This window comes from Clostridium aceticum, assembly GCF_001042715.1.
Classification (GTDB): Bacteria; Bacillota; Clostridia; order Peptostreptococcales; family Natronincolaceae; genus Andreesenella; species Andreesenella acetica.
Window position 1 is genome coordinate 566,121 of record NZ_CP009687.1, and the last position, 13,332, is coordinate 579,452.

At 36.7% G+C, this 13,332-nt stretch carries 12 protein-coding genes; 9 read left to right on the forward strand and 3 right to left on the reverse strand.

All coding sequences use genetic code 11. The annotated features are described in order from the left end of the window. Positions 1-101 precede the first annotated feature (101 nt). The 4 genes from CACET_RS02580 to CACET_RS02595 are packed head-to-tail and all read left to right on the forward strand — an operon-like array spanning position 102 to position 4,179. The gene (locus CACET_RS02580; RefSeq protein ID WP_052661203.1) at positions 102-1,061 is read left to right on the forward strand and encodes a metal ABC transporter solute-binding protein, Zn/Mn family; all 960 of its coding nucleotides are present in this window, start codon (positions 102-104) and stop codon (positions 1,059-1,061) included. A 20-nt stretch (positions 1,062-1,081) separates the two neighbouring features. After that, on the forward strand, positions 1,082-1,885 hold the full coding sequence (locus CACET_RS02585) for a metal ABC transporter ATP-binding protein (protein WP_044823108.1): 804 nt from the start codon (positions 1,082-1,084) through the stop codon (positions 1,883-1,885). Position 1,886: 1 nt separating this feature from the next. Further along, positions 1,887-3,035, forward strand: coding sequence for a metal ABC transporter permease (locus tag CACET_RS02590; RefSeq protein ID WP_144414703.1), 1,149 nt, complete (start codon positions 1,887-1,889; stop codon positions 3,033-3,035). Further along, complete coding sequence (locus CACET_RS02595) at positions 3,028-4,179, forward strand: metal ABC transporter permease (RefSeq protein WP_201774894.1); 1,152 nt, start codon at positions 3,028-3,030, stop codon at positions 4,177-4,179. Before CACET_RS02590 ends, CACET_RS02595 begins: the two co-directional genes overlap by 8 nt. A gap of 245 nt (positions 4,180-4,424) precedes the next feature. Here the strand turns inward: CACET_RS02595 and CACET_RS20085 are convergent, their stop codons facing one another. Further along, positions 4,425-4,643 carry a hypothetical protein gene (locus CACET_RS20085; protein ID WP_144414704.1) on the reverse strand — a complete coding sequence of 73 codons (219 nt, stop codon included), beginning with the start codon at positions 4,641-4,643 and terminating at the stop codon, positions 4,425-4,427. A 451-nt stretch (positions 4,644-5,094) separates the two neighbouring features. On the opposite strand from CACET_RS20085, the gene CACET_RS02600 reads away from it, so the two are divergent. The 5 genes from CACET_RS02600 (at position 5,095) to CACET_RS02620 (ending at position 10,101) form a co-directional block, all read left to right on the forward strand. Continuing rightward, positions 5,095-5,400: a DUF2325 domain-containing protein gene (locus tag CACET_RS02600; RefSeq protein ID WP_044823106.1), complete on the forward strand. Its 306-nt coding sequence runs from the start codon at positions 5,095-5,097 to the stop codon at positions 5,398-5,400. Between the two features lie 248 nt (positions 5,401-5,648). Further along, entirely contained in the window at positions 5,649-6,248 is a 600-nt protein-coding gene (locus CACET_RS02605) for a DUF3793 family protein (RefSeq protein ID WP_044823105.1), read from the forward strand. A gap of 102 nt (positions 6,249-6,350) precedes the next feature. Next, positions 6,351-6,779: a flavodoxin gene (locus tag CACET_RS02610; protein ID WP_044823104.1), complete on the forward strand. Its 429-nt coding sequence runs from the start codon at positions 6,351-6,353 to the stop codon at positions 6,777-6,779. Positions 6,780-7,036: 257 nt separating this feature from the next. Then, positions 7,037-8,803, forward strand: coding sequence for a ferrous iron transporter B (locus tag CACET_RS02615; RefSeq protein WP_044823103.1), 1,767 nt, complete (start codon positions 7,037-7,039; stop codon positions 8,801-8,803). 32 nt (positions 8,804-8,835) lie between these two features. Next, positions 8,836-10,101, forward strand: a complete 1,266-nt coding sequence (locus CACET_RS02620) for a methyl-accepting chemotaxis protein (protein WP_044823102.1) — start codon at positions 8,836-8,838, stop codon at positions 10,099-10,101. A gap of 233 nt (positions 10,102-10,334) precedes the next feature. Here the strand turns inward: CACET_RS02620 and CACET_RS02625 are convergent, their stop codons facing one another. Both CACET_RS02625 and CACET_RS02630 read right to left on the reverse strand, forming a co-directional pair. Continuing rightward, a complete protein-coding gene (locus CACET_RS02625) occupies positions 10,335-11,345 on the reverse strand; it encodes an isocitrate dehydrogenase (NAD(+)) (protein ID WP_044823101.1) in 1,011 nt (336 codons plus the stop codon). Between the two features lie 3 nt (positions 11,346-11,348). Continuing rightward, positions 11,349-13,274, reverse strand: coding sequence for an aconitate hydratase (locus tag CACET_RS02630; protein ID WP_044823100.1), 1,926 nt, complete (start codon positions 13,272-13,274; stop codon positions 11,349-11,351). Positions 13,275-13,332 lie beyond the last annotated feature (58 nt).

A 13,332-nucleotide genomic window follows, 5' to 3' on the forward strand; every position in this document is an offset into this window, starting at 1 on the left:
TAGCACCTTATTCTGGGCTAGAGAATATCATGTTAAGGAAAGTTTCCCAAGACTAAATTTAGAAGTTTAAGTAAATAAAAAATAAGAAGGGAGTTTTAAAGATGAAGCTAAAATCTTTTATAGTACTTATTGTAATAGTAGGTTTTCTAGGAGGAATGTTTTGGTACACACTAAACTTAAACACAAGTTCAGAAGTAACCGCAAGTAAGGAAGGAGAGGTCCTCAATGTAGTTGCAACCACAACCATGATCACAGATCTATTACAGGTGATTGGGGGAGATGTAGTAGAAGTACGGGGTTTAATGGGGCCTGGAATTGATCCCCATTTATATCAAGCTACAGAGGGGGATGTCAACAGATTACAGTCAGCGGATATTATATTTTATAATGGTTTGCACTTAGAAGGTAAGATGCAGGACATTTTTAGGGAAATGTCAGCAAGAAGTATTCAAACAGTAGCTATTACTGATGCGATTGCTACATCAAAACTTTTAAGTGGAGAAGATGAATATGAAGATAGTTATGATCCCCATATTTGGTTTGATGTTAGTCTTTGGCAAGAAGCAGTGGTTTATGTAAGGGATGTCTTAGTAGAGAAAGATCCTGTTAATAAGGCAATTTACACAGCGAATGCTGAGAAGTATCTATTGGACTTAGAAGAACTTCATGAATATGTAATCCAACAGGCATTGAGGGTGCCAGAGGAAAAGCGTGTATTAATCACAGCACACGATGCCTTCCAGTATTTTGGTGAATCCTATGGTTTTGAGGTATTGGGTTTGCAGGGTATCAGTACAGAATCTGAAGCAGGAATTGCTGATGTAAGAGAGTTGGCAGAAATTATTGTAGCCAGAGAAATTCCCGCCATTTTTATTGAATCCTCTGTGCCGGAGCGCAATGTAATAGCTCTCCAGGAAGCTGTGGCTGCTAGAGACTTCGAAGTTGAAATTGGGGGAGAATTGTACTCAGATGCGATGGGAGATTGGGGGACGCCAGAAGGAACTTATTTAGGGATGGTTCGTTATAACATCAATACTATTGTAGAAGCTTTGTTAAAATAAGTCAGGGGGAGTAGGGTAATATGAATGAGAATGTTATCGAGGTTCATGATTTAACAGTGGCTTATAAGGAAAAACCAGTGCTGTGGGATATTGACATAAACGTGCCACAGGGTAAACTGTTGGCGATTGTAGGCCCCAATGGAGCAGGAAAGTCTACTTTTATACAATCTATTTTGGAAATCATAAAGCCAGTGGCAGGCAGGGTATTGATTTGTGGAAAGCCCTATAAAGTCAACAGAAAAAAAGTAGGTTATGTTCCACAACGAAGCAGCGTTGACTGGGATTTCCCTACAAATGTATTAGATGTAGTTACAATGGGGCGATATGGTGCCTTGGGATGGATGAAAAGGCCAGGAAAAAAAGAACAAGAAATGGCGATGGAGGCCCTGAAAAAAGTAGCTATGGAGGAGTTTCATAATCGGCAAATAAGTCAATTATCTGGCGGACAGCAGCAGCGGGTTTTCTTAGCTAGGGCTCTGGTACAGGATGCAGATATTTATTTAATGGATGAACCCTTTCAAGGGGTAGATGCTTTGACAGAAAGAGTGATTGTAAAACTATTGATGGATTTAAAAGAGCAGGGTAAAACAGTGATTGTAGTACATCATGACTTGCAAACAGTAGCGGAGTATTTTGAATGGGTGATGTTATTAAATGTAAGATGTATTGCTTATGGTCCTCAGGAAGAAGTTTTTACAAAGGAAAACTTAATAAAAACCTATGGAAACCAACCTATACCCTTTATGAAATTTAATGAAAAGAAACATTCAAAAAATCAGATAGCTGCACTGAAACCTAAAACAATTGTGGTGGAGGAAAAGTGATATGATGACTTTGTTGAGGGAAATTATTACAGATCACACATTAAGAACCGTTTCTATGGGGGCAGCGATTTTAGGGATCACCAGTGGTGTGTTAGGAACCTTTGCTGTTTTAAGAAAACAAAGCCTTTTGGGAGATGCCATCTCCCACTCGGCTTTACCTGGGATTGTTATTGCTTTTCTTCTAACATCCAGCAAGTCTTCAACAGTTTTATTACTAGGTGCACTGATTGCTGGATGCCTATCAGCTTACTGTATGATGGGGATTGTAAACTATTCTCATATTAAATATGATGGTGCACTAGGGATTATTTTATCGGTGTTTTTTGGTTTTGGATTAATGCTTCTCAGTTATGCACAAAAGTTTCCAAATGCAAGGCAGGCTGGTCTAAATAAATTTCTATTTGGGCAGGCAGCAACGTTGTTAAGACAAGATGTGATAACGATGGGAATTTTCAGTGCTGTAGCATTAGCTGTTTTAATAATTTTCTGGAAAGAATTTAAATTATTAAGTTTTAATGCCAACTACGGAATGAGTTTAGGGTTTTCTATGAAGGCAGTAGACTTTTTGTTAACCAGTTTGTTGGTAGTTGGTATTGTAGTAGGCTTACAGACAGTAGGCGTAGTCTTGATGAGTGTTATGATTATTGCACCAGCCGTATCAGCCCGACAATGGACGGATCGACTAGAGATTATGGCAATACTGTCAGCTTTATTTGGTGCCCTGTCAGGGATTAGTGGAGCAGTCATTAGTAGTCGTGTATCGAAGCTTCCGACAGGACCGACAATAGTGCTGGTGGGTTTTATTATTGTAATGTTTTCTATCTTATTTGCTCCGAAGCGGGGGATCTTATATCAACTGTGGTTTCGGTATGAAAACCATGGGCGTATTAGTATGGAAATGACCTTAGAAAAGCTTTATATTCTTTCAAAAGATACGAAGGATACTTTTCATCCTTATGCCATATCTCTTTTTAATTTAACAGGGGAAAAATATCGGCAAAACAAAGGGAGAATTTTAAAAAACCTAAAAAATTTAGAAGCTTTAGGCTGGGTAAAGCATATGGAAGATCACCAATGGGCCCTAACATCAGAAGGACTTGAAGAAGCTAGAAAAATTCATCAAGAAATGGGGGGAGATGCTAATGCATAATCCACAGTTAGAAATTCAAGTATTGGCTTCTTTGGTAGCGGTTACCTGTACTTTGCCAGGGGTTTTCCTAGTTTTGAGAAAGATGGCGATGATGAGTGATGCTATCAGTCATTCCATTTTGGCTGGAATAGCTGTGGCTTTTATCATAACAGGAAATATTCATTCACCTCTTTTGATTATAGGGGCTGCCTTCACTGGAATTGCAACGGTATTCTTAGTAGAGATGTTTCAACAGACAAAACTTGTATCGGAGGATGCATCTATAGGTATGGTCTTTACGGCCCTTTTCAGTATAGGTGTTATCATCATATCTCGATATGCAGGAAATGTTCACTTAGATATTGATGCAGTTCTATTGGGTGAAATTGCCTTTGCTCCTTTTAATCGTCTTATAATCAGGGGATATGATTTAGGACCAAAATCTCTTTATGTTATGTTGATGATTCTGATTTTAAACATAATCTTTATAGCAGTATTTTATAAAGAGTTAAAAATAGTTACCTTTGACCCTAAACTAGCAGCAGTACTGGGGATTTCTCCTGCCTTTATTCACTATGGGTTAATGGGTATGGTTTCTCTTACAGCGGTAGGTGCCTTCGATGCAGTGGGATCCATATTAGTAGTGGCATTAATGGTTGTGCCCCCCCTAACCGCTTACTTGATATCAGATAAGTTAGAGGATATCCTATTCATTAGTTGCATGATAGGAATAGCTATAGGTATTTTAGGTTATCAATTGGCAGGTATTTTTGATGTTTCAATAGCTGGTGCAATGGCTACGATAGCAGGGATTATTTTTATGCTTATCTTTCTTTTAGGTCCACGCTACGGATTGATTGCTACAATCTATCGTCGTCAGAAACAAAAGGGGGATTTTGCTGAACTAACCCTTTTGATGCATATCTATGATCATGAGACAATACCTGAAGAGGAAAAAGAATGTCATATAGATCACATCAAGGAAGTCCTACAGTGGGAACCTGGATTTGTAAATAAGCTCATAAAAGGGCTAATAAAAAAATATATGTTAACTGAAGAAGAAGGGATATTGTTATTAACAAAACATGGACGTCAAAAAGCTGAAGAAGGTTTGGTTACGGTTGGATTGGAAGTAAAAAATAAAAGCATAAATCCCTCGAGTTAAAGTTGAGCATTGGAAAAAAATTATATTAATCTTATAAAAGCCATAAAGGTTTAAAACACAAGATTCTTCGTTGTGTTCAGAATGACAAAAACCCGAACAAAGTTAGTTTTTGCGCAGCCTGACGATTCATATGGCATGTATGTTTTTATGTGTCTGAGGAACTGTCCCTGTGGTGTAGCGGATGTAATATATTTGCTACAGCTTATATAGAAAAGAATACTGCCAAGAGGATGAGTTGTAGGTACTTATATTATAAACCGCAATGCTAGAGGAGATAAAAAGGATAAAATTACAATAACTGTAACAACCCATATGAAAACCTCTGTTTTTTTGCTTACAGACCGATGTGCTAAGCGATAGTGAGAAAACAATAGAGAAATAACAGCAAAAAAACGAAGATAGCTTTGGTAAGGTCCAAGAAAGGATAAATAAGATAAACCGATGCCACTTAACCCGAGTGACATAAAAATAAGGGGGCCTGTTCAACACAGTGTAGAAAGTACAGCACTCAAAACAGCCCCCACACCTAATAATTTACTTTTAGCTTCTTTCATGATCAACACCTCACTTTATATTTACATATCATTAGCGTTAACTTAAGCCATAATTTGTCATCCTTCGCTACCCTCGGGATGACAGTTCAAGAGAATTTTGGTAATAATTGTACTAAGTTAACGCCTATGATTTACATATATCAGTAACTCAATTCTTTAAATAAGTATACTACTAATGCTCTAAATATATCATAAAAACTTTTAGTTTTCAAAGGAACAACTCAAATTCCTCCATAATTCCATCTAACGTATAAAAAAGGTTTGATAGGTTATTGACATACGGTAATAAATGGGTTATAATAATGATAATAATAATCATTATCGATATTTAAAAAGATAGTATAATTAAGGAGGGACATGTGTGAAGGCATTATTGATTGGAGCGGATCGACTTGGAAATATTCCAAGTACACTAATGGATTATGGCATAAGAGATTACATACATTGGACAGGGAGAAAAAAAGGGATGAGAAACTTTGAGATTCCCACAGAAACAGATATGATTATAGTCTTTTATGATTTTATTGAACACAATATAACAAAGATTGTCAAAGAAAAAGCAAAACAAAATAATATTCCCTGCATTTTTTCTAGAAGAGCATGTAGTGATCTTGTAAAACAACTAAATAATTGTAGTGGATGTAAGTCATGTATTATGAAAAATTAAAGATAAAAATTTTATTCTTTTAATGAGAATGAAATTCAATGATAAGCTTGTTTCATTCACAAGCGGGACTTTACTACATAATATAATAGTAACTCAGATTATTTTATAAAGCAGAGATTTTATTGAAATTGAATAGCTAGAGGTTAAGTACTAGTTGAACTTAGGCTTGATCGCAGAGTATCGGCAGCTTCGTTTTAGAAGTACAGACATTCATTTAGCAAAATATTTATTAAAAGTGGGGTGATATAATGAAAACCAATAAAAGCCACTGTTACTGCTGGAACAAAGATAACCAGGATGTCTTTATAACCTGGACGATAGAACTATTAGGACCAGTACTATTTGGAGCAAAGCCAGCAGAAATTATGAGTTTTCCTGAAGATGATCAGAAAGGTATAGAACGCAGAGAAGAAATTAAAAGGATCTTTGATGAAAGTACTAAAGTTTATTACAAAGAATTCTATACCGACAAAGGCTGTAAAAAAATATTGTTTTATAACGTAGAAGCATTGGATAATACACTGAAGGAATTCAAAAACATTAAGTTTTTAAAAGAACAGGGCTATCCCCATGAATATGATTTGAATACCTATTTGGATGTTCTAGTAAAAAAAATGGAAAGTGGAGAAATGCCTCATGAGATTGGCACCTTTTTAGGATATCCTTTAAAAGATGTATTGGGTTTTATAGGACACCCATCCTTAAAGCTAACAAAGGTAAAGGGCTGGAGGGTCTATGGGGACCCTAGATTATCTGATGAAAAATACACAGAGATTTTATGTGCCAAAGAAAAAATAAAGAGCATGCTTAAACTAAACCATCCTGAAAAAATTGTGCAATCTGCTTAAGTTAATAATATTTGCGATTAGATAAAAGTATATTGTGTAAACTTTATCAATTATTTTGCCAAGTATAAAGTGTGTTTATAGAATAAAGGAGGAGATACTGGAATGAAAAGAGTAACGATTATTTACTGGAGTGCTACAGGGAATACAGAAATGATGGCGGAAGCAATAGCTGAAGGTGCAAAGACTGACGGTGTGGAAGTAAAGCTGATGGAAGTGCGTAAGGCTACAGTAGAGGATGTTTTCAATGCAGATGCGGTTGCCCTAGGATGCCCTTCTATGGGGGCGGAAGTGCTGGAAGAAACAGAAATGGAGCCCTTTGTTGCTTCTTTAGAAAAACCAGAGATTAATGGAAAGCCTATAGGTCTTTTTGGTTCATATGATTGGGGCGACGGAGAATGGATGCAGGACTGGGAGGCTAGAATGAAGCAATATGGGGCAAATCTCGTAGCACCAGGACTTATGGTGAATCTAACACCTGGAGATACTGAATTAGAGGCTTGCAGGGAATTTGGGAGAAATTTAGTAAAGTAATCATCTCTTTAAATAAAAAGACTATTGAAGAACACCTTCAATAGTCTTTTTATTTATTATATGGTAATAGAATCACATTAAAGAAAAAAATTCCAAATAACATTGACAAATTTTAGATAAAGGAGTACTATTATATGTAGAATTGAAAATGAATATCATTATCGAAAGATTTTAACATCTCTAATAAAATTAACTATAAAAAATTATCCTTGTACTGATAGTGAATTCATTAGAATCAAGAAAAAGAGGTGAGCTGATTGGGATGTCATAATACTAGTACTTTAGTACAGACAACAGGGGAAGAACTAAAGGTTTTGTTAATGGGAAATCCGAATGTAGGAAAAAGCGTTGTTTTTTCTAAATTGACGGGAATGCAGGTGATGAGTGCTAATTATGCAGGAACAACTGTAGACTATGTGCAGGGTAGAATAAAATATCAGGGGAAGAAAGGTATATTAATAGATGTACCTGGAACCTACTCATTAGAGGCGATATCTCCTGCAGAGGAAGTTGCAGTAAAATTACTAAAAGAAGGAGAAGCACAGGTAATTATCTGTGTACTAGATGCTACACATTTAGAACGAAGCATAGATTTTGCCTATCAAGTAATGGAATATGATACCCCGGTGATATTTGTTTTAAACTTGCTGGATATAGCTGAAAGTAAAAGTATCTTTATTGATATTAAAGCTTTAGAAAAAGAGTTAGGTGCACCAGTCATATCTACTATTGCTACTAGAAGTATAGGATTAAAGGAAGTTTTAAATAAAACATGGGAACTGGCATATCAAGAAAAAGGTATAAAAGTGGATAAGTGCCTTACGCAAGAAGAACGTTGGAAAAAAGCTTGCAGTATTGCTGAAAAAGTTCAAGTTAGTTTGAAGGAGACAGAACCTTCCTTACTAGATCGATTCAGTGATTTATGTCTAAACTTCTTTCCGGGCCTTCCTATTGCTGTGCTTGTTTTATTTGTTTGTTTAGGGATTGTTGTAGGTGGGGGGAAGGCTTTAAGGGCTTTGATTTTACTACCTATTTTAAATCATTGGTATGTTCCTTTTATTTCATCAATTGTATCGTCAGTACTGCCAGAAGGGATTCTTTTGAATGTCTTAATAGGAGAATACGGCATGCTCATTAAAGGGATTGAATGGCCTTTTGCTTTAATTCTGCCTTATGTTGTACTGTTTTATGGAATCTTATCTATCCTAGAGGATAGCGGATACTTACCGCATTTAGGCGTTATTGTAGACGGATTGTTAAGCCGCATCGGTATCCAAGGCAGCAGTATTGTTCCTTTTATCATGGGTTACGGTTGTGCTATACCGGCCATATTAGGCTCAAGGGCTGCCACTTCCCACAAGGAACGATTGATCATTTCAACGCTTGTGACATTGGCAGTTCCTTGTATTGCACAAACAGGTGCTTTTATCGCCCTTTTAGGCAACCATTCTATGCTGGCGATTGTTATCGTCTATTTTATTTCTTTTAGCTTTATTCTTTTTGGAGGGATGATCTTAAATAAAATGTTAAAGGGGGAGGTAAGTCCGATGCTGCTAGAGATTCCTAGCTTGCTTATACCAAATGAACAAGCATTGTTTAAAAAAATTTGGCTTAGAATCCGTAGTTTCATGGTGGAGGCGGAGCTTCCCATGATTTTAGCAGTAGGTCTAGCTGCTGTTGTTGTAGAAACGGGCATGCTAAATTCTATTGGAAGTTTAGTTCAACCCTTGGTTGTTGGATGGCTGGGTCTGCCCCCTGAGGCTAGTATAGCATTAATACTAGGAATTATCAGAAGAGAACTAGCGGTACTTCCTCTATTAGAACTGAATTTGAATACACTACAAATGGTAGTTGGTGCTGTTGTTGCTTTGTTCTATCTTCCTTGCCTTTCTGTCTTTGGCATTTTAGTAAAGGAGTTTCGCTTAAAAGCTGCTATGTTGATTAGTTTTCTAACAATTTTCACTGCATTTTTAGTAGGAGGTATTATTCACCATAGTGCAAAGTTAATTTTATCTTTATTTTAACAGTATGATTGATACAAAGGAGGACCAAAAATATGATGAAAAATTTGAAACTAAGGAATAAAATATTACTAATATTTGTTGTTGCAAGCTTTTTTCCTTTGTTGCTGATAGGTTTCTTATCCTACAAAAATATCAATAATTTAAAAGAGGTGATATTCAGTATCATTGCTATTTTTCCACTCTATGGTATTATTGCTGGATTATATCTATCGAAGGGAATCACCAATAGCTTAGAAGCTACAACCATACATACAAAGTTAATTGCCAGTGGGGATTTTAGTATAGATGTGCCGGAGGAGTATTTGCAAACGAAGGATGAAATAGGAGATATGTCTAAGGGTATTGACATCATGCAAAAATCCATGAGAAATATATTTACAAAAATCATAGAAGCAAGTGGGAAATTAGAGCTTTCTTCTGAAGAATTATTCAAGAGTTCTGAGGAAACAAGTCAATTAGTCAACAAAGTAACAACAGCCATCGAAGAGGTTGCTTCTGGGGCAGACCATCAATTGCAACGAACCCAAGAAAGCTCCAGCAATTTACAAGAGATGGTCAGGGGAATTAAACAAGTAGCTGATACTTCCTCTAATGTTTTGAATTCTTCTAACAATATGATAGATAAAGCGGAGGGAGGAAATAAGGCAGTACATAGCGCCATTGAAGAAATTAGCAACATTCAGTTTAGTACTGCTACAACAGCAGAAGTTATCCAAGCATTACAAAAGGATTCAGAAAAAATCACCGATATCCTCCAAATCATATGCAATATATCTGATCAGACCAATCTACTAGCACTAAATGCTGCTATTGAAGCGGCTAGGGCAGGGGAGGCAGGGAAAGGTTTTGCTGTAGTGGCAGATGAAATAAGGAAACTTTCTGAACAGACATTAAGAGCTACAGAAGATATTAGGCAGCTAGTAGGGAACATTGGAAGCAATACTGAGGGAGCGGTGCAATCTATCAACACCAGTAAAGAAAAGGTACAAAAGGGAAAAACTGTTATTCAAAACGTAAATGAAGTATTTACTGATATTTTGATCTCCGTAAAGGGTGTGGCAAAGGAAATTAAAGATCTAGCCAATGTATCCGATGAGATGTCTGTGGGAGCAAAAGAAGTCAGCAGCTCTGTGAATGAACTAGAAAGTATAGCTAAAGAACTATCCTACAGTATGCAGAATATAGCTACATCTGCACAGGAAGAGCTAAAACATGTGAGGGGCATCAAAGCTTCCTCAGAAAATTTGGCCCATATGGCAGAAGAACTCCAACAGATTGTACCAAAATTTAAGATATAAATAAAAGCAACGTAGGGGCGACCTCTGGTGGCCTAAATAAAATATCATATAATATAAAACGAGACGGTCAAAGACCGCCCCTACAATTACAATCATGAATCCTACCCTACAATTACTACAACAAATGGCACTAAAGTAGGGGCGACCTGTGGTCGCCTAAATAAAATATTAAATATAATATAAAACGAGACGGTCAAAGACCGTCCCTACAATTTTTATGCAGTTTGTAACAACTATTTTGCAGAAGTAATGTAATTACATATTGCTTCTGTGATTTCTTCTGTTGTAGCAGTACCGCCAATATCTTGCGTGGTAGCTTTTCCTTCTTTAATAACAGTGGCTACCGCTTCCCGTACAAGGGTGGCAGCCTTGGTTTCACCTATATAATCCAACATCATAGCTGCTGATAGTATACAAGCAGTAGGATTGGCAATATTTTTTCCTGCAATAGTTGGAGCACTGCCATGAACAGCTTCAAAGATTGCGATATCTTCACCAATATTCGCCCCTGGAACTAAACCTAATCCCCCTACCAAACCTGCTGCTAAATCTGAAACAATATCTCCATAAAGGTTAGGTAGAACCAATACATCATAGTTTTCGGGATACATCACCAGCTGCATACACATATTGTCTACAATTACTTCTTCATATTCAATCTCTGGATACTTTTCAGCTACTTTTCTGATAGAATCTAAAAATAATCCATCAGATATTTTCATAATATTTGCTTTGTGAACCGCTGTAACCTTCTTTCTATTATACTTTTTAGCATATTCAAAGGCATACTCTCCGATTTTTGTAGAAGCCTTTTCAGTGATTACTTTAATAGCCTCAGCCACACCATCTGTTACCCAATGCTCTATGCCTTTATATAGATCTTCAGAGTTTTCACGGACAATCACTAAATCTATATTTTCAAAGGGTGTTTTAATCCCTGGAATTGTTTTAACAGGTCTTACATTAGCATAGGTATGATATTTTTGTCTTAAAGTAACATTGATACTTTTAAATCCTGTACCGATGGGGGTGGTAATAGGTCCCTTAAAAGCGATTTTGTTTTTAGAGATACTTTCTAAAAGTTCATCTGGAATAAACTTTCCAGTAGCTTTATAGGCTTCCTCTCCGCCATTAACAGTTTCCCAGTCGATAGCTACATTAGTTGCGGCTATCACCTTTTGTACTGCTGATGTTACTTCTGATCCGATCCCATCTCCTGGTATAAGTGTAATTGTATGTGTCATCTCTTATTCCCCCAAGTTCATCTTAATATAGTTTAAATAGCCTCCAAGTAATAGAATATCTACATCTCTTTGAGATCCTACGAACTTTGCCTTTATTGTGAGGTTCTTTGTTTTGTTATTAATTTCAATAGTATCTTTACTTACTAAAGCTGCTTTTACATCTTTGATTTCCAATTCATCTATTTCTCCTATGGAAACATAATCATTAGGATCAATAAATTCCAAAGGAATAATACCACTATTAATCAAGTTGGCTTTGTGAATTCTAGCAAAGGATTTGGCTAAAATTGCCTTAATTCCTAGATAGAGGGGAACCAATGCAGCATGCTCTCTACTGGAGCCTTGACCATAGTTATCTCCACCAATGATAAAGCCACCACCATGAAGTTCGCATTTTTCCCATAGTTTTTCATCTAGTGCATGGAAGCAGAACTTTGAAAGGTGCGGAATGTTAGAACGATAAGGCAATAATTTGGCATTGGAGGGCATAATATCATCTGTAGTAATATTATCTCCAGTTTTTAATACTACTTTACCTTCTAAAGCATCCGTTAAGCCTTCTTTTGTAGGGAAGGGCTTAATATTTGGTCCCATCACCACAGTAGCATCTATATCTTTAGCTCTAACAAAATAATTATCACTGATATCATAAGTGGTAGGTTCTTTTATAATAATATCTTCTCCTAAAGTAACAGGATCTTCGAAGAATCCCTTTACAGCAGATATAGCAGCGGTTTCAGGACTAACTAAATACACGTCTGCACTTTTTGTACCACTTCTGCCGCAAAAGTTTCTATTAAAGGTTCTTAAAGAAACACTATCGGTTTTAGGGGATTGCCCCATACCAATACAAGGACCACAGCTGCACTCCAATATTCTAGCACCAGCTGCAATAAAGGTGGATAGAGCACCATTATCCGCCAGCATTTTTAGGATAGTACTGGAACCTGGAGAAATACCTAAACTGACATCAGGGTGTACTTTATTACCTTTTAAAATAGCTGCTGCCTTCATCAAGTCTTTGTAAGAAGAGTTGGTACAGCTGCCGATTAAAACCTGATCTATTTTCAATCCTTTTACAGTCTCCACCGCATCTACATTATCGGGACTATGGGGTTTGGCTGTCATGGTAGCAATGTCAGAAAGATCAATTTCGATAACTTCATCGTAAACAGCATCTTCATCCGCTGCTAAAGGAGTCCAATTATTTTCTCTTCCATTGGCCTTTAAAAACTCATAAGTAATTTCATCACTAGGGAAAATAGAAGTGGTTGCTCCTAATTCAGCTCCCATGTTGGTAATGGTGGCACGATCTGTTAAAGAAAGGGATTTGACACCTTCCCCAGAATATTCGATGACCTTTCCAACGCCACCTTTAACAGTAAGCTTTTTTAGTATATAAAGAATAACATCTTTAGCAGAAACCCAAGGATTTAAACTTCCTTTCAGTTGAATGTTCACTACTTTAGGTGCCTTTAGATAGTATCTACCACTGGCCATGCCAGCAGCTACATCTAACCCACCTGTACCAATTGCCAATACCCCCATGCCTCCACTGGTGGGAGTATGGCTGTCTGAGCCTATCAGTGTTTTTCCAGGTACAGAGAAATTTTCTAAGTGTAGTTGGTGGCAGATACCGTTTCCTGGTTTAGAAAAGATAACACCATACTTTTCTGCCACAGTCTTTATAAATTCATGGTCATCAGCATTTTCAAAACCAGTTTGCAAAGTATTATGATCGATATAGGCTACAGACAGTTCTGTTTTTATTTCTTTGACCCCCATAGCCTCCAATTGAAGATAGACCATTGTACCTGTAGAATCTTGGGTTAAGGTCTGATCTACTTTGATTGCAATTTCTTCTCCAGGGGTTAGTGTCCCTGAAATTAAATGATTCTCTAGTATTTTATATGTTAAAGTTTTTCCCACTGTAATCACCTCATTGATTTTGTCATTCAAGCTTTTTAAATTAATTGATCTATAATTG